The sequence below is a fragment of the Kitasatospora sp. NPDC088351 genome (genome assembly GCF_040685575.1).
Classification (GTDB): Bacteria; Actinomycetota; Actinomycetes; order Streptomycetales; family Streptomycetaceae; genus Kitasatospora.
Genome location: NZ_JBFBIL010000002.1, coordinates 49,613 through 68,654, shown reverse-complemented (window position 1 = coordinate 68,654; position 19,042 = coordinate 49,613). Strand labels below are relative to the sequence as shown.

Here is a 19,042-nt window from a genome sequence, read left to right as displayed (position 1 = left end):
CCGTGACCGACACCTTTCTGCCGGGCGGCCGCTGGCGGCTCTGGGAGCAGTTCGCGCTGCGCGGGCCGGGGTTCCCGGCCGACGGGGTGCTGCGGCTGGCCCCGCCCGGCGTCGCCGAGGCCGCCGACAAGTTCGGCCCGCGGGACGGGCTTTCCGGCGGTGACTGGGACGCGTTCGCCGCCCTGTTCGCCGAGGCCGCCGTGGAGACGGCGCACACCCTCCAGGAGATCGCCCGGACCCCCGCCTTCCGGGAGGCCGTGGCCTGGCAGAACCGGCCGGTGCTCGACTCGGGCATCGCGCCGTTCCTGAACTGGACGCCCACTGCCGCGGGCCGCACCAGCATGCCCCGCCAGCGCGAGGAGCTCGTCGCCCACTACTGGCAGCGGTTCTGCGTCAAGAACGACACCATCGGCTTCTTCGGCCCGGTCGGCTGGGGCCGCTGGGACGCCGGCACGGCCGGGGTCGCGGTGGACGCCGGGACCGGACTGACCGCCGGGTCCACGGTGTACTGGGCCAGTTGGGCGGTCGACGCGCTGGCCGCGACGGTCGGCGCGGACCCGGCCCTGCGGGAGTGGGTGGCGCCCCGGCGGGTGCCGTTCGTCCGGCTGGACGGCGACGGCACCCGGGTGACCGTCCCGGGCCGCCCGCCGCAGACCGTACCGGCGCGGACCGGCGCCGTGCTCGCGCTCTGCGACGGCGTCCGCCCGGCCCGGGAGATCGCCGCCGCGCTGCCCGGGACGGACGTGCCCGCCGTGCTGGCCGACCTGGTGGCCCGCCGCTGGGCGCACTGGCGCCTGGACGTACCGGCCGGCACCCACCCCGAGCGCGACCTGCGGGCCTGGCTGGACACGGTCGGCGACCGGGCGGCGCGGCAGCGCGGCCTGGCCGTGCTGGACGCCCTGGAGCGTGGCCGTGCCCGGGTCGGCGCTGCCGCCGGAGCGGACCAGCTGGTCACCGAACTGGCCGCGCTGGAGCAGGAGTTCGCCACCCTGACGGAGACCGCCGCGGTGCGCGAGAAGTCGGCCGGGACGGCCCCCTGCCGGTCCCTGGTCTACTCCGACTGCCGGCGTGCCGCCACGGCCAGGCTCGGCCCGGCCGTCCGGGGCGCGCTGGCGCCGCTGGAGCCGCTGCTGACCAGCGCGGGCTGGCTCACCGCGCGGCTGGCCGAGGCGGTCATGGCCCGGGCCCGGGAGGTGTACGCCGAGCACGCCGCCCGGGGCCCGGTGGACCTCGCCAGCTTCTGGTTCGCCTGTATGCCCGTCCTGCACGGCGACGCGCGCACCGCGACGGCCGGGCTCCAGCAGGCGTTCCGCGACCACTGGGCGGAGATCCTGGCACCCCCGCCGGGCGCCCGGCGGGTCCGTCTCACCCTGGCGGACATCGCCGGCCCGGTCCGGGAGCGGTTCGGCGGCCCGGGCGGCGGCTGGACGGCGGCCCGCTACCTCAGCCCGGACGTGATGATCGCCGCCGACGGGGCGGCGGCGGTGGCCCGCGGCGACTTCGAACTCGTCCTCGGCGAACTGCACCTGGCCTCCAACACGCTGGGCGCCTCGCTCTTCGTCCACCAGCACCCCGACCGGCGCGAGCTCACCGCCCTCACCGACCGCGACCACCCCGGCCCCCGGCTGATGCCGCTGCTGCCCAAGGAGCACCGCTCCCGGCTCTCCGCGCGGGTCCGGCACGCCCTGGTCCGGCCGGAGGACTACCAGGTGGCCCTGGTGGACTTCACCGCCGACCCGAACCGCCCGCGCACCGTGCCCAGCGCGGACGTGACGGTCACCGAGCGGGACGGCGAGCTGCTGGTCGTGCTGCCCGACGGCGCCGAATTCCCGGCCGTGGACGTGTTCTCGCACGTCCTGACCACCCTCGCGATGGACCTCTTCCAGGTGCTGCCGGAGAGCGAGCACTCCCCCCGGGTCACCGTGGACCGGCTGGTGGTGGCCCGGGAGACCTGGCGGCTGCCGGCCGCCGGGCTGGACTTCGCCGCCGAGAAGGACGAGGGACGCCGGTTCGTCCGGGCCCGCCGCTGGCGCGAGGAGCACGGCCTGCCACGGTTCGTCTTCGTGGTCTCGCCCACCGAGTCCCGCCCGTTCTACGTGGACTTCGACAGCCCGGTCTACGTCACCGTCTTCGCCAAGGCGATGCGCCGGCTGGCCCGCAAGGACCCGGACGGCCGGGTCGTCCTCACCGAGATGCTGCCCACCCCCGAGCAGACCTGGCTGACCGACGACCAGGGCCGTTCCTACACCTCAGAACTGCGCTTCGTCGCGGTCGACGAGGGCCGGCAGGGGGAGCCTGGAGAGCAGAGCTGACAGGGACGACAGCACCGCCGGCGCGGCGGGCGGACCGGAGGCCCCGGTCGGCCCGCCGCGCCGGCGTGTCCCCCGGCCGGGACGGACGCGCAGGGCGGGCTGCGTTCGGGGCTGCGTCTTCTTCCCTGGTGACCGGCCTCCCCCGGACGGCAGTCTGCTGGAAAACACGGCATGGAGGCCCACAGTGACTGCAGGCGCAGCCGCCCCCGGCGGGGCGAAGCACGGTGACGACACGCGTAAGGCATCTTTCGCCCAGCGGCGGCTGTGGTTCACGGACCAGCTCGCCCAGGACTCCTCCGGCTCGCTGCTCCCGCTGGCGCTGCGGATCCGGGGCCCGCTCGACGAGCCGGCGCTGGAACGGGCGCTGACCGGGATCGTGGACCGCCACGAGGTGCTGCGCACCCGCTTCACTGCGGTCGGCGGCGAGCCGGTGCCGGTGGTGGACGGGCCGGGCGGCGCCGTGCTGGAGCGGACCGAGGCCGGCAGCGTCGAGGAGCTGTTCGCCCGGGAGCTGGCCCGCCCGCTGGATCTGGCCACCCAGCACCCGCTGCGGATGACACTGGCCCGGATCTCCGCGGACGAGCACCTGCTGCTGGTCGTGGTCCACCACATCGCCGTCGACGGCTGGTCCTGGGACGTGCTGCTGCGCGAACTGGCCGCCGGCTACCGGGGCGAGACGGTGGCGCCGCCGCCGCTGCAGTACGCGGACTTCGCCCGGGCCCAGGCCGAGCGGCTGAGCGGCCCCCGGATGGAGCGGCTGCTCGGCTACTGGCGCGACCGGCTGACCGGGGCCGCCCCGCTCACCCTGCCCTCCGACCGTCCCCGGCCCCGGTTCTGGGACGGCTCCGGTGACGTCGTCCGGTTCAGCCTGCCGGCCGAGCTGGTGGCCGGGGTGGACCGGGTCGCCCGCGAGCACCGGGCCACCCGCTACATGCTGCTGCTCTCCGTCTACCAGGCGCTGCTGAGCCGGTGCAGCGGCCGCACCGACATCGCCGTCTGCACCACGCTCGCCGACCGCGGCCACGGCGAGGTGGCGGATCTGATCGGCCCGTTCGTCAACACCGTGGTGCTGCGCACCGACCTCTCCGGCGGGCCGTCGTTCGGCGCGCTGCTGGACCGGGTCCGCACCGATGTGCTGAAGGACCTCTCGCACGCCGACGCGCCGTTCGACCGGGTGGTCGGCGCGGTGGGCGGTGAGCGCGACCTGTCCCGACACCCGCTCGCCCAGGCCTCGTTCACCCTGCTCAACGCCGCCCACCAGCCGGTCCGGCTGCCCGGCCTGGACGTGGAGCTGGTGCCGCCGCCGCTGACCGGCACCGCGCTGGACGTCTTCCTGGACCTCAACCTCCTGCCGGACGGCAGCATCGCGGCCCGGCTCCAGTACGCCACCGCCCTGTTCGACCCGGAGACCATGCGGGCGTTCAGCGCCGCCTACGTCGAGCTGCTGCGCGCGGTGCTGGCCGAACCGCAGGCCCCGGTGCGGGAGCTCGCCGGGCGGCTGGACCCGATGCCCGGCGCGGCGCACGCCCTTCCCGCCGAGGAGTGGTCGGCCGCCGCCGACCGTCCGCTGGGCGGGGCGCCGCCGGTCACGGTGGCCGGCCGGCCCGGGGACGTCGCACTGGTCTGCGCGGACCAGGAGGTGACCTACGCCGAACTGGACGGTCTGACCGGCGGGCTGGCGGCCGCGCTGGCCACCGCCGGGGTCCGCCCCGGGCGCCCGGTCGGGGTGCTGCTGCGGCGCGGGGTCTGGTCGGTGGCCGCGCTGGCCGCGGTCTGGCGGGCGGGCGGCGTGTACGTCCCGCTCGACCCCGATCTGCCCGTCCAGCGGCTGGAGTTCATGGTCGAGGAGGCCAATCTGGCCTGCCTGGTGGCCGACCCGGCGACGGCCGCGCTGGCCGCCTCGCTCGGGCCCGCCGTCGTCCGGGTGGACGCCGTACGGCCGGATCCGGACGGCCCCCGGCACACCCCCGACCCGCGCGAGCTGGCGCACGTCATCTTCACCTCGGGCTCCACCGGCCGGCCCAAGGCCGTCGGGGTCGAGCACCGCTCGCTGGCGAGCCATGTCGCCGCCGCCCGGGCCCGGTTCGGCATCACCGCCGGGGACCGGGTGCTCGCCTTCGCCTCGTTCTCCTTCGACGCCTCGCTCGACCAGCTGCTCCCCGCGCTGACCTGCGGCGCCCGGGTGGTGATCCGCCCGGACGAGCCGTGGCTGCCCACCCAGGTCCCCGAGGTGGTCGAACGGTACGGCCTCACCGTGGTGAACGTCCCGCCGACCTACTGGACCGAGCTGGCGTTCGCGCTGGACCGCCGCGCCGCCGCCGCGCTCGCCCCGCTGCGGCTGCTGATCCTGGGCGGGGAGTCCGTCCCGGTGGGCGCGCTGGCCGCCTGGCGGGCCGCGGTGCCCGAGGTCCGGGTGGTCAACGCCTACGGCCCGACCGAGACCACCGTCACCTCGGCCACCTACGAGGCCCACGGCCCGCTGGAGGGCCGGGTGCCGATCGGCCGCCCGCTCGGCGGACGCCGGGTGTACGTGGTGGACGAGGACGACGAACCCGTCCCCGTCGGCGTCCCCGGCGAGCTGCTGATCGGCGGCCCCGAGGTGGCCCGCGGCTATCTCGGACGGCCCGCGCTGACCGCCGAGCGGTTCGTCCCCGACCCGTTCGGCGGTGACGGCGGCCGGCTCTACCGGACCGGCGACCTCGTCCAGTGGCTGCCCTCCGGCGAGCTGGAGTTCGTCGGCCGCCGGGACGACCAGGTCAAGATCCGCGGCTTCCGGATCGAGCTCGGCGAGGTCGAGGCGGTGCTGCGCGAGTACCCCGGGGTGGTCGCCGCGGCCGTCCGGCCGGACGCCGCCACCGGGCAGAGCCTGTCGGGCTACGTCGTCGGCGGACCGTTCGAACCGTCCGCGCTGCGGGCCTGGTGCGCCGAGCGGCTGCCGCGGTACGCCGTGCCCTCGGACTTCCTGACGCTGGACGCGCTGCCGGTCGGCGCCTCCGGGAAGCTGGACCGGGCCGCCCTGCCGGACACCCGCCCGGACCGGTCCGCGAGCGGCGCCGCCTACACCGCGCCGCGCACCGACGACGAGCGGATCATCGCCGCGATCTGGGCCGATGTGCTCGGCGTGGACCGGGTCGGCCTCGACGACGGCTTCTTCGACCTGGGCGGCCACTCGCTGCTCGCCACCATGGCGGTCTCCCGGGTCGCCGAACGGCTCGGCCGCGACATCGAGCTGCGCACCCTGTTCGAGAACCCCACCGTCCGCGCGTTCGGCCCCCGGGTGGCCGCCGCCCGGCAGGCCGCCGGCGGCGCGGTCGTCCCGGTGGACCGCTCCGGCCCGCTGCCGCTCTCCTTCGCCCAGGAGCGTCTCTGGTTCCTGGACCGCACCTCGGACGTCGGCGACGAGTACGTGCTCTGGTTCTCCTGGCGGCTGCGCGGCGGCCTGGACCGCGCGGCCTGGCAGGGCGCGCTCGACGACATGACGGCCCGGCACGAGGTGCTGCGCACGGCCCTGGTCGAGGTGGACGGCCGCCCCGCGCAGCAGGTCTGCGACCCGATGGGCGTGCCGCTGGAGTGGCACCGTGCCCCGGAGGGCGCGAGCGAGGCGGCCCGGCTGGCCGCGGTCCGGGAGCGGGCCTCGGCGCTGGCCACCCGCCGCTTCGACCTGGACCGCCCGCCGATGCTGCGGGCCGGGGTCTGGGAGCTGGCCCCGGACGACCACGTCGCCGTCCTGGTCTTCCACCACGTGGCGACCGACGGCTGGTCCAAGGACGTCTTCATCGAGGAGCTGACGGCCTACTACCGGGCCCGGCTGACCGGGCGGGCGGCCGTGCTGCCGCCCGTCCCGGTGCAGTACGGCGACTTCGCGGTCTGGCAGCGCGACCGGGCCGAGGGCGGCGGGCTGGACCGGCAGCTGGACTACTGGGAGACGGCCCTGGCCGGCGTCCCGGTGCTGGAGCTGCCGGCCGACCGGCCGCGCCCGGCGGGCTGGTCGGGGCGCGGCGGCGCGGTGGACCTGGCGCTGCCGCCCGGGCTCGCCGCCCGGCTGGACGCCTTCGCCCGGGAGCACGGGGCGACCAGGTTCATGGTGCTGCTGGCGGTGGTGCAGATCGTGCTGGCCCGCTGGTCGGGGCAGCAGGACGTGCCGGTGGGCACCCCGGTGGCGGGGCGCGGCCGGGTGGAGCTGGAGCGGCTGATCGGCTTCTTCGTCAACACCGTGGTGCTGCGCGGCGACCTGTCCGGCGGGCCGACCTTCACCGAGCTGCTGGACCGCGTCCGGGGGACGGTGCTGAGCGCCTTCGACCACCAGGACGTGCCGTTCGAGCGGGTGGTGGAGCGGCTGCGGCCGGAGCGCGACCTGTCCCGCAACCCGCTGTTCCAGGTGATGGTGGACGTCCAGGAGAGCGCCACCGGCGGGCCCGGGATCGAGGGCCTGGAGGCCGCCGACTTCACCCTGCCGTGGGGCTCGGCCAAGTTCGACCTGACCACCACCTTCCTGCTGTACCCGGACCGCTTCGCGCTCAACGTCGAGTACGCGGCCGACCTGTTCGACGCCTCGACGGCGAGCCGCTTCGCCGGGCACGTGGGCCGGGTGCTGGCGGCCGTCCTGGCCGACCCGGGCACGCCGGTGGACCGGGTGGACCTGCTCTCCCCGGCCGAGCGCGCCGAACTGGCCGGACCGGCGACGGACGGACCGGCCGTCGCGGTGCCGCCGTTCACGGTGGCCGGCGAGCCGGACGCGGTGGCGCTGGTCTGCGAGGGCCGCTCCCTGCGCTACGGCGAACTGGACGGCCTGACCGGCGGGCTGGCCGCCGGGCTGGCCGCCGCCGGGGTGCGCCCGGGCAGCCCGGTGGGTGTCTGCGTACGGCGCGGGACGTGGTCGGTGGCCGCGCTGGCCGCGATCTGGCGGGCCGGCGGCGTCTACGTCCCGCTGGACGCCGGCCTGCCCGCCGAGCGGCTGCGGTTCATGCTGGACGAGGCCGGGGTCGGCCACGTGGTGGCGGACGCCGCGACCGCCCCCGCGCTGGCCCCGCTCGGGGTGACGCTGGTCCCGGTCGAGGAGGTGCGGCCCGCCCCGGAGGGCCCCCGGCACACCCCCGACCCGGGGGATCTCGCCTACACCATCTTCACCTCCGGCTCCACCGGCCGGCCCAAGGCCGTCGGGGTCGAGCACCACGCCCTGGCCGCCCATGTCGCCGCCGCCCGCGAGCTGTTCGGGATCACCGCCGGGGACCGGGTGCTGACCTTCGCCTCGCTCTCCTTCGACGCCTCGCTGGAGCAGATCCTGCCCGCGCTGGGCACCGGCGCCCGGGTGGTGATCCGCCCGGACGAGATCTGGTCGGTGGAGGAACTGGCCGCCCGGGTGCGCGCCGAGGGCGTCACCGTCATGGAACTCACGCCCTCCTACTGGGAGGAGGTGGTGGCCCGGCTGGACGTGGTCGCCGCCGACCTCGCGAGCCTGCGGCTGCTGGTCACCGGCGGCGAGGTGCTGCCCGCCGGGCCGCTGGAGCGCTGGTTCGCCCATCTGCCCGGGGTGCCGGTGGTCAACACCTACGGCCCGACCGAGTCGGTCATCTCGGCCACCGCGTACCGGCTCACCGACCCGGTCGAGGGCCGGGTGCCGATCGGCCGCCCGCTGGGCTCGCGCCGCGCGTACGTGGCGGACCCGCACGGCGCCCTGATGCCGATCGGCGTCCCCGGCGAACTGCTCGTCGGCGGGCCCGAGTTGGCGCGCGGATACCTGGGCAGGCCGGGCCTGACCGCCGAGCGGTTCGTCCCCGACCCGTTCGGCGAGGAGGGCGACCGGCTCTACCGCACCGGCGACGTGGTGCGCCGACTCGCCTCGGGCGACCTGGAGTTCGTCGGCCGCAGCGACAACCAGGTGAAAATCCGCGGCTTCCGGGTCGAACCGGGCGAGGCCGAGGCGGTGCTGCGCCGCCACCCTGGCGTCCACTCCGCCGCCGTGCTGGTCCGCGAACTGCGCGGCGAGCACGCCCTGGTGGGCTATGTCGCGGGCAGCGGACTGGCCGCCGACGCACTGGCCGCGCACTGCCGCTCCGAACTCCCCGGCTACCTGGTGCCGAGCGCGTTCGTCCTGCTCGACGCGCTGCCGCTGACCGTCCAGGGCAAACTCGACACCGCCGCCCTGCCCGAGCCCGAACTCCCCGCCCCCGCGGTCTTCGTACCGCCGCGGACGCCCACCGAGACGGTGACGGCGCAGATCTGGGCCGAGGTCCTCGGCATCGCCCGGGTCGGCGTCCACGACGACTTCTTCGCCCTCGGCGGGCACTCGCTGCGCGCCGTGGCCGCCGCGTCCCGCCTGCGGGCCGCCTTCGACTGCCCCATCCAGGTGCGCGACCTGTTCGAGCACCCCACCGTCGAGCTGCTCGCCGCCGAGGTGGAGCGGCAGCTCGTCGAACTGATCTCCGCGATGAGCGAGGACGAGATCGACCTCTCCCTGACGGTGGACTACCAAGACTGAGATTGGACGGAACGCGCCATGACCACTTCGGAGATGCAGCCCGAGACCGCTCGCGCGGGACTGTCCCCGGCCGCCCGGCGGCTGCTGGAGCAGCGGCTGCGCGGACTGACCGCCGCCGCGCCGGCCGGGATCCCCCGGCTCGACCCCCGCCCCGAGTACGCCCCGCTGTCCGCCGCGCAGCAGCGCCTCTACTTCCTCGACCAGCTCGACCCCGGCGCCACCACCTATCTGCTGCCCGCCGCCTGGCGGTTCAGCGGCCCGCTCGACCTGGCGGCGCTGGACGCGGCGGTCGGCGACCTGGTCGCCCGGCACGAGCAGCTGCGGACGACCTTCCCGGCCCAGGACGGCGTGCCCGCCCAGCGGGTGCACCCGGCCGACGGGGCCGGCCTGGACCTGGTGGACCTGACCGGCGCCGCGGAGCACGACCTCGCCGAGGCCGTGCGGGCGGCCGCCGTCCGCCCCTTCGACCTCGCCGCCGAGCCCGCCTTCCGGGCCACCCTGCTGAAGGCCGCCGAGGAGGACCACGTCCTGGTGCTGGCCATGCACCACATCGTCTCGGACGGCTGGTCGCTGGACCTGCTGGTGCGCGACCTGCGCGAGCTCTACCGGGCCAGGACGGCGGGCGACGCCCCCCGGCTGCCCGAGCTGCCGATCGAGTACACCGACTACGCGGTCTGGTTGCGCGGCGCCGACGAGAGCGCCGACCTCGCCTACTGGCGCACCCGGCTGGCCGGGCTGACCCCGCTCGACCTGCCCACCGACCACCCCCGCCCGGCCACCCCCTGCCACACCGGCGCGGTGCACACCACCGTCCTGCCGGCGGAGCTGTCGGAGGCGCTCGCCGCCCTCGGCCGGCGGACCGACACCACCCCGTACATGACGGTGATGGCGGCGTTCCAGGCCGCGCTGGCCTTCCACAGCGGGCAGAGCGACATCGCCATCGGCACCGTGGTCGCCAACCGGGACCGGCCCGAGACCGAGCAGCTGGCCGGGTTCTTCGTCAACACGCTGGTGCTGCGCGCCGACCTGTCCGACGACCCGACCCCGGCGGCCCTGCTGGCCCGCACCCGGGAGAGCGTCCTGGGGGCGCTCTCGCACCAGACCCTGCCGTTCGAGCGGGTGGTGGACGAGCTGAGCCCGGAGCGCGACCTCACCCGCAACCCGCTGTTCCAGGTGCTGTTCACGCACGCCGCGGTGGAGCGCGGCTCCCTCGTCCTCGGCGGGGCCACCGGCCGGGCGTTCCCGATCGACCTCACCACCGCCAAGTTCGACCTCGCGCTGGAGCTGCGCGAGAGCGGCGGCGCCCTGGAGCTGGTCTTCGTCCACCGGCCCGACCTGTTCGAGGCCTCCTCGGTGGCCGCCCTGGCCGCGCACACCGTGGCGCTGCTGCGCGCCTTCACCGAGGCGCCGGACGCCCCGCTCGGCACGGTCGACCCGCTGACCGCCGAGGAGCGGGCCCGGCTGCTGGGCCCCGCTGGCCCGGCCAACCCGGACACCGGCGCGGGGCCCGCCCCGCGCACCGCACCCGAGCGGCTGGCCGGGCACATCGCCCGCACCCCGCACGCGGTGGCCGTCAGCGGCGGCGGCCGGACGCTCACCTACGCCCAGCTGGACGCCGCCGCCTCCGCGCTGGCCCGGCGGCTGCGCGCGGCCGGCATCGGCCGCGAGTCGCTGGTCGGGGTCTGCCTGGGCCGCTCGGTGGACCTGGCCGTGGCGCTGCTCGGCGTCTGGCGGGCCGGCGCCGCCTATCTGCCGCTGGACCCGGCCCACCCCCGGGCCCGCCGGGAGTTCACCGTCGCCGACGCCGGGGTCTCCTGGGTGGTCGTCGACGAGGCCGGCCGCGCCGCCGTCGAGGGCCTGCCGGTCGGGGTGATCCCGCTGGACGGCGCCGAACCGGCGGCCGAGGGCCCGGACACCAAAGAGGGCCCGGACACCGGGGACGCGCGGCCCGCGCCGCGCGACCTCGCCTATGTCATCTACACCTCCGGCTCCACCGGCAGGCCGAAGGGCGTCGAGATCACCCACGCCAACCTGGCCTGGCTGCTCGGCGCCGCCGACCAGCACTTCGCGTTCGGCCCCGCGGACGTCTGGACGCTGGTGCACTCCCCCGCCTTCGACTTCTCCGTCTGGGAGCTGTGGGGGCCGCTGAGCAGCGGTGGGCGGGTCGTGGTGCTCACCGAGGACGAGGTCCGCGACCCGGCCGCCGTGCACGCCGTCCTGCGCGAGCAGCGGGTCACCGTGCTCAACCAGACGCCCGCCGCGTTCAAGGGCCTGCGCGCCCATCTCGCCCAGCAGGGCGCCGACTTCGCCGACCTGGCGCTGCGCACGGTGGTCTTCGGCGGCGACGCCTTCGACGTCCGCGACTACCGCGACTGGTTCGCCGCCCCCGAGCGGCGGCGGCCCGCGCTGGTCAACATGTACGGGATCACCGAGACCACCGTGCATGTGACGTACCGCCTGATCACCGCCGAGGACGTGGCGGGCGAGGTCCGCTCCCCGATCGGCCGGCCGCTCGCCGGCCAGCACGGCTACGTGCTCGACGCCGCCGGCCGGCTGGTCCCGCAGGGCACGGCCGGCGAGCTGTACGTCACCGGCGGCGGCGTCGCCCGCGGCTACCGCAACCGGCCGGAGCTCTCCGCGGAGCGCTTCCCCAGCGACCCGTTCGGCCCGCCCGGCGCCCGGATGTACCGCACCGGGGACCTCGTCCGGGTGCTGCCCGACGGCCAGTTGGCGTACGTCGGCCGGGCCGACCACCAGGTGAAGATCCGCGGCTACCGGATCGAGCCCGGCGAGATCGAGACCGCGCTGCGCGGTCAGCCCGGGGTGGCCGACGCCGCCGTGGTGGCCCGCTCCGAACCGCACGGCGGCGCCCGGCTGGTCGCCCATGTGGTGATGACCGAGGGCCGGCCGCTGGACGCGGCGGCGCTGCGCGAGCGGCTGCGGCTCACCCTGCCCGAGTACATGGTGCCGGCGCTGTTCGTCCGCCACCCGCGGCTGCCGATCACCGCCAACGGCAAGGTGGACCGCAGGGCGCTGACGGCGGTGGCCGGCGACGGCACCGCCGCGGCCGGCGGCCACGTCCCGCCGGCCGGGGCGACCGAGATCGCGCTGGCCCGGATCTGGGCCGAGGTGCTGGGCACCGAACGGGTCAGCCGGACGGCGAACTTCTTCGACCTCGGCGGCGACTCCATCCTGGCGCTGCGGGTGATCGGCCTGGCCCGCCCGGCCGGCCTCGGGCTGACCGTGGCCGACCTGTTCCGGGCCCGCACCCTGGCCGACCTCGCCCGGCTGACCACCGAGGCCGTCGAGGCCCCCGACCCGGTCGCGCCGTTCTCCCAGCTGGACCCGGCCGACGCGGCCCGGCTGCCGGACGGCCTCGACGACGCCTACCCGCTGACCATGCTCCAGGCCGGCATGCTGCACGAGATGCTCGCCGACCCCCGGCGCGGCGCGTACCACAACGTCACCGACCTCAAGATCACCACCCCGGAGGGCTTCGACCTGGCCGCCTTCCAGGCCGCGGTGGACGCGGTGGTCCGCGGCCACAGCATCCTGCGCTCCTCGATCGACCTGGTCTCCTACCGCGAGCCGCTCCAACTGGTGCACACCGAGGCCGCGCTGCCGGTCGGCTACACCGATCTGCGGGAGCTGCCGAGGGAGGAGCAGCGGGCCGCCCTGCGGCGCTTCGTCGACGAGGAGTTCGCCCGCCGCTTCGACCTGGCGGCCCCGCCGCTGGTCCGCATCCACCTGCACCACCTGACCGACCACGAGCTGCGGCTGGTGCTCACCGACTGCCATGTCGTGCTGGACGGCTGGAGCCTGACCTCGCTCATCGCCGACCTGCTCGACCTGCACCGGCGGGCGGTCGCGCACGGCCGGCCCCCGGCGCCGCCCGCGGCCCCCGCCTTCGCCGAGTACGTCGCCCTCGAACGGGCCACCCTGCACAGCGAGGAGGCGCTGGAGTTCTGGCGCTCCTCCCTGGCCGAGCTGCGCCCGGTCCGCTTCGCCCGGCGCGGCGCCCCCGCCCCCGACGACGCGCCCGTCCACGAGGTGCGGCGCTCCTACGACGCGCTCGCCGAGCCGATCGGGCGCCTCGCCCAGTCGGCCGGGGTGCCCCGGCGCACCGTGCTGGCCACCGCCTTCCACCACGTGATGAGCCTGTTCGCGGAACGCGACGAGGACGCGGCCGGCCACTCGATCGGCCTGGTCACCAACGGCCGGCCCGAGGTACCGGGCGCGGACCGGATGCGCGGGCTGTTCCTCAACACCGTGCCGTTCGGCGTGGCGCGTCCGCGCGGCAGCTGGCTGGAGTACCTGCGCGCGGTGTTCGCGGCCGAACAGGAGATGCTGCCGCACCGCCGGATGCCGCTGGCGCGGATGGCCCAACTGCGCCCCGGCGAGCCGAACATGGTCGAGGCCGTCTTCAACTACGTCAACTTCCACCGGCTCTCCCACGACACCTGGGACGAGTCCCTGGAGATCGCCCGCACCATGTTCCCGCTGATGATCAACGCGAGCGTGGGCGCCTTCACCATCGACGTGGACCCGGAGTACGTCTCCCCGGCCACCGCGGAGCAGCTCGCGGACGTGCTCCACACCCTGCTCGCGACGATGGTCGCCGACCCGCACGGCAGGGTCACCCCGCCCGCGCTGACCGGCGCCGCCCTCGGCACGGCGCTGGCCCGGGGCAACGGGCCGGCCCGGGAGAACAGCCCGCTGATGTTCCACGAGCACGTCGCCGCACACGCCGCGCGCACCCCGGACGCGGTGGCCGTCGAGCACGGCGACCGGCAGGTGACCTACCGCGAGCTGGACGGGGCGGCCGGGCGGCTGGCGGAGCGGCTGCGCACGCTCGGCGTCGGCCCGGAGACCCCGGTCGGCATCTGCACCGACCGCGGGCCCGACCAGGTGTGCGCCGCCCTCGGCGTGCTGAAGGCGGGCGGCGCGTTCCTGCCGCTGGACCCGCAACACCCCGCCGACCGGCTCGCGTTCATGGCCTCGGACAGCGGGATGCGGGTGCTGCTCACCCAGACCTCGCTGGCCGGCACCGTGCCCTTCGACGGCCCGGTCCTGCTCCTGGACGACCCCGCCACCTGGACCGCGCCCACCGGCCGCCCCCCGGCGCCGCCGGCCTTCGCCCCGGGCCCGGACACCATGGCGTACATCATCTACACCTCGGGTTCCACCGGCACGCCCAAGGGCGTCGCCGTCCCGCACCGCGGCCTGACCAACATGCTGGAGGGCCAGCGCGACCTGGTCCAGCCGGGCCCGGACGACCGGGTGCTCCAGTTCGCCTCCTTCGGCTTCGACGTCTCCGTCATGGAGCTGACCTGGGCCCTGGCCAACGGCGGCCGGCTGGTCACCGCGTCCAAGGACGACCTGCGGCCGGGCCCCGACCTGGCCCGCACCCTGCTCGCCCACGGCGTCAACCGGGCCATGTTCCCGCCGAGCGCGCTCACCGTGCTGGGCGAGGACCGCTTCCCCGCGATCGAGGTGCTCCAGGTCGCGGGCGAGGGCTGCCCGGCGGAGCTCGCGGACACCTGGTCGCGCGGCCGGTGCTTCCACAACGCCTACGGCCTCACCGAGACGGCCGTGTGGTCCGTCGCCACCGAACTCTCCCCGGGCCAGGGGCGCCCGCCGATCGGCACGCCGATCCGCAACACCCGGGTGCTGGTCCTCGACGAGGACCTGCGGCCCGTCCCGGTCGGGGTGACCGGTGAGGTCTACCTGGGCGGCCAGGCCATCGCCCGGTGCTACCTGAACCGGCCCGCGCTGACCGCCGCCACCTTCGTGCCCGACCCGTACGGCGCCCCCGGCGAGCGGCTCTGCCGCACCGGCGACCTCGGCACCGTCCGGCCCGACGGCGCGGTGGAGGTGTTCGGCCGCCGGGACACCCAGGTCAAGCTCCGCGGCTTCCGGATCGAACTGGGCGAGATCGAGCACGCGCTGCGGCAACTGCCCGACGTGCGCCAGGCGGTGGTGCTGCACCGGACCGACCTGCCCGGCGAACCGGCCCTGGTCGCCTACGTGGTCGCCCGGGGCGGCACCAAGCCGACGGTCGAGCGCTTCACAGGCGCGCTGCGCACCACCATGCCCGCCTACATGGTGCCGGGCCGGTTCGTCTTCCTGGACGAACTCCCGGTCAACCGCAGCGGGAAGATCGACAAGCGGGCGCTGCCGCTGCCCCCGGCCGAACGGGCCAGCACCGACACGGCGTACGTCGCCCCCGCCACCGCCACCGAGAAGGTGCTGGCCGAGATCTGGCGGGAGGTGCTCGGCCTCTCCCTGATCGGGGTGCACGACGACTTCTTCCGGATCGGCGGGAGTTCGCTCTCCACCGTCCGGGTGGCCGCGATGGCGGCCGAGCGCGGACTGACCGTCTCCGTCCGGGATCTGATCGAACGGCCCACCCTCGCCCGGCTCGCCGCCCGCGCCGAGGCGACCGCCCCGGACGCCGCCCCCGTGGCGGTCACCTCGGAGGTCCGGCTGCGCGAAGGCGAGGGCGCCCCGCTCTGGTGCGTCCACCCCAGCGGTGGCAGCGCCGCCTGGTTCGTACCGCTCGCCCGGGAGCTCCCGCCCGGCCGCCCGGTGCACGCCTTCCAGGCCCGCGGCCTGCTGGGCGGGGTGGACCCGAGCACCATCGCGGGCATCGCGGCCAACTACGCCGGGGAGATCGCCGACCACGGCGGGCACGGCCCGCACGACCTGCTCGGCTGGTCGATGGGCGCCAACATCGCCCTGGAGATGGCCACCCAGCTGCACGAGGCCGGCCACACCGTCGAGCCGCTGGTGCTGATCGAGCCCTATCTGCCCAACCCGGCGGCCCGGGCCCGCCTCGCCGGCGTCGGCCGCGACATGCGGGACGCGCTGCGGATGCGCGACCGGCTGCGCACCCTGCCGCCGTCCCCCGGGCGCGACACCGCGGCGGCCGAACTCACCGCCCTGCTGCTCGGCGCGGGCATGAGCCCCGGCGAGGCGGCCCTGGTCGAGCAGGCCCCGATCGAGGTCTGGCACTCGCTGCTCACCGCCCTCGCCGACTACGAGGTCCGCCCCTACCCCGGCCATGTGCACCTGGTGGTCGGCACCCAGGCCGCCGGGCTGCCGGCCGGCGAGCCGATGCCCGGGCTCGACGTCGACTACCGGGCGTACGTGGACCACTGGCGCGAACTGGCGCTCGGCGGGCTCACCGTCCACATCAGCGAGGGCGACCACATGTCCATGCTCGCCGAGCCCCTGGTCCGCGGCCTCGCGGCCCTGCTCGACACCATCGGCACGAACGGCACGAACGGCACGAGCAGCACAAGCGACACCACCGGCGCGAGCGGCACGGGCTCGGCCACGACCGGCGCGGAGGCCCGGCGATGACCCTCACCACCGTCCGCTTCACCGAGCGGTACCTGCTCGACCCCGCCGTCAACGCGGACCCGTACGAGTACCTCAACACGCTCCGCGACCACCGGCCGGTGTACTGGAGCGCCATGCACCGGGCCTGGCTGGTCACCGGCTACGAGCCGGTGATGCAGTGCCTGCGCGACCCGGCGGTCTCCGCCGACCGGGTCCGGCCGCTGATGGACGCCGTCCCGCAGGGCGCCCGCGAGGACGCCGAGCGCGCGTTCGGCATCCTCTCCCGCTGGATGGTGTTCAACGACCCGCCGACCCACCGCCGGCTGCGCCAGGTGTTCCAGGAGCAGTTCGCCGCCCGCGCGGTGGCCCGCTACCGCGGCTTCACCGAACGGGCCACCGGCGCCATGCTCACCCGCCGGGCCGCCCCCGGCCGCACCGGCGACCTCGCCGCCGACATCGCCAAGCCGCTGCCGGCCCTGGTCTTCGCCCGCTGGCTGGGCGTCCCGCAGTCGCACAGCCCGTCGTTCTGGTACTGGAACGCCCGGGTCGCCGACCTCGTGCTCGGCGCCGCCCAGGAGGAGCGCGAGTACCGCACCTCGCTGCAGTCCCTGGTCAGCCTGGAGGAGTACCTGGGCGGGCTGGTCACCGAGCGCCGCGCCGAACCGAAGGACGACCTGATCAGCTCCGTCCTCGCGGGCGGCCGGATCGGCGACTCGGTCAGCGAGGAGGAGTTCGTCGGGATGCTCACCCAGATGGCCTTCGCCGGCGGGGAGACCACCAGCAACCTCATCGCCAACACCCTGCTCGCGCTGCTCGGGCAGCCGGAGCAGCTGGCCGCCGTCCGCGCCGAACCGGAGCTGGTGGCGGCGGCCGTGGAGGAGACGCTGCGGCTGGACGGCCCGTCCAAGATGTCGATCCGCAACGCCGCCCGCGACTTCGAGCTGGACGGCCGGACCATCCGCGCCGGGGACCGGATCTTCCTGGTCACCGCCGCCGCCAACCGCGACCCCGGGCGGTTCCCCGACCCGGACCGGTTCGACCTGCACCGCGAGGTCACCACCCACCTGGGCTTCGGCTTCGGCGCGCACTTCTGCATCGGCGCCGCGCTCGCCCGGCTGGTGGCCGGCGTGGTGGTCGCCACCCTGCTGCGCGACTACCCGGGCCTGGCCCTGGACGGGCAACGGCTCAACTGGCAGCTGTCACTGCTCAACCGGAGCCTGACCGCACTGCCCGTCCGGTACTGAGCGCCCCCGGCAGACCGCTGCCGGTCCCGCCGTCGGGGCGGGCCCCGACCCGCCCCGACGGCGCTGCCGCACCTTCCTCCCTCCCGCTCCTTCTCCCGCTCCTCCTCCCGCCCTCCTCCCGCCCTCCACGCGCCCGACGAAAGGTCCGACCATGGCGACGACCACGCTGGCAGGCGCCGGCCCACGGCTCTGGGCACCCGCCCGGCTGCCCTCCTTCCGGCTGCTCTGGCTGGGCCAGTCCCTCTCCCTGCTCGGCGACGGCTTCAGCTACATCGCGTTCTCCTGGATCACCCTGAGCCTCACCCACTCGACCCTCGCCCTCGGCTATGTGCTCACCTTCCAGGCCGTCCCCCGGGCACTGCTCACCCTGGTCGGCGGCTCGCTCAGCGACAAGTGGTCCACCCGCACCCTGATGATGTCCTCCAGCTGGGCCCGCGCCGCCCTGATGGCGGCGGTCGGACTGGCCGGGCTGAGCGGCACCCTGACGGTCTGGATGCTCTGCGCCGCGGCCGCCGCCTTCGGCGTGGTCGACGCCTTCTTCCAGCCCGCCCGGGTCTCCATCCTGCCGTCGGTGGTGGAGAAGGAGCTGATCACCCCGGCCAACGCGCTGCTCGGCGTGGGCACCCGGGTCTCCGCCGTGCTCGGCCCTGCCGTCGGCGGCCTGGTGGTCGCCGTCTCGGACGCGCCGGTCGCCTTCGTCGTGGACGGCGTCTGCTTCGCCCTCTGCGGCCTCTGCGTCTCCCGCGTCCGCACCCTCCCGCGCCGCCCGGCGGCCGACCCTGGCGACCCTGCCGACGTACCCGAAGCGCCCGCCGCCCCGGCCGCCGAGGACTCGCTCCGGTCCCGGATCCGGGTCGGCCTGCGCTACACCTGGGAGGACCCGCGGCTGCGCACCGTGCTGGCCGTCGACACCGCCGTCAACTTCTGCTACGCCGGGCCGTTCACGGTCGGTTTCGCCACCCTCGCCAAGGAGGCCCTGCACGGCGGCTCGACCACCCTCGGCCTGCTCAACGGCGCCCTGGCCGGCGGCGCGATGCTCGGCACCCTGGTCGGCGGCACGGTCGGCGGCCGCCCCCGGGTGGGCCTGCTGATCGCCGCCCTGGTCGGCTGGCTGGCCGTCGGCATGGGCCTGCTCGGCGCGCTCGACAGCCTGCCCGCCGCGGTCGCCACGGTGCTGGCGATGGGCTTCGGCATCGGCTTCCAGGGCGTCTTCGGCCTGAGCTGGATCCAGCGCACCATCCCCCAGGAGGTGCTCAGCCGGGTGATCTCGGTGGACATGGTCCTCGGCTACGCGGCCGCGCCGCTCTCCCTGATCGTCTGCGGCGCCCTGGCCCAGATCGGCACCGGCGCGATGTTCACCGGCGTCGCCCTCGTCCTGACCCTCACCGGCCTCGCCGTCCTCGCCTCCCGCCGCGTCCGCGAGATGCGCTAGCTGCTCCGACCGCACAGGTTCGCCGGGTCGGTGCCGGCCTTCCCCTCCGGAAGCCCCGGGCGGGGAAGGAGCTCCACACACTCGTCACGGGGAGCGGCGGCCTGCACCGCGGCGGGCCGGGCCACCGCTGCACTGGTGGGCGGGGCGGTCGGCTCGGCGGCCGCCGCGGCGGCGGCGGCGTCCCCGGGCAGCCGCCGTGCGAGCGTCCGGTTCTCGTCCCATGCTGGGAGAG

Annotated in this window: 5 protein-coding genes; all 5 read left to right on the top strand. The window is 75.9% G+C overall.

Annotated features, from left to right (window positions below; all coding sequences use genetic code 11):
• Nucleotides 1-2 precede the first annotated feature (2 nt).
• The 5 genes from AB0P06_RS01775 to AB0P06_RS01755 all read left to right on the top strand — a co-directional run bounded on the left by AB0P06_RS01775 (nucleotide 3) and on the right by AB0P06_RS01755 (nucleotide 18,810).
• A complete protein-coding gene (locus tag AB0P06_RS01775; protein ID WP_363604264.1) occupies nucleotides 3-2,312 on the top strand; it encodes a lantibiotic dehydratase in 2,310 nt (769 codons plus the stop codon).
• Nucleotides 2,313-2,496: 184 nt separating this feature from the next.
• A complete protein-coding gene (locus AB0P06_RS01770) occupies nucleotides 2,497-8,790 on the top strand; it encodes an amino acid adenylation domain-containing protein (protein WP_363604263.1) in 6,294 nt (2,097 codons plus the stop codon).
• An 18-nt stretch (nucleotides 8,791-8,808) separates the two neighbouring features.
• The gene (locus AB0P06_RS01765; protein WP_363604261.1) at nucleotides 8,809-16,155 is read left to right on the top strand and encodes an amino acid adenylation domain-containing protein; all 7,347 of its coding nucleotides are present in this window, start codon (nucleotides 8,809-8,811) and stop codon (nucleotides 16,153-16,155) included.
• Nucleotides 16,152-17,378, top strand: coding sequence for a cytochrome P450 (locus tag AB0P06_RS01760; RefSeq protein ID WP_363604260.1), 1,227 nt, complete (start codon nucleotides 16,152-16,154; stop codon nucleotides 17,376-17,378). The genes AB0P06_RS01765 and AB0P06_RS01760 overlap by 4 nt, the downstream gene beginning before the upstream one ends.
• A 151-nt stretch (nucleotides 17,379-17,529) precedes the next feature.
• Entirely contained in the window at nucleotides 17,530-18,810 is a 1,281-nt protein-coding gene (locus tag AB0P06_RS01755) for an MFS transporter (RefSeq protein WP_363604259.1), read from the top strand.
• Nucleotides 18,811-19,042: the final 232 nt, after the last annotated feature.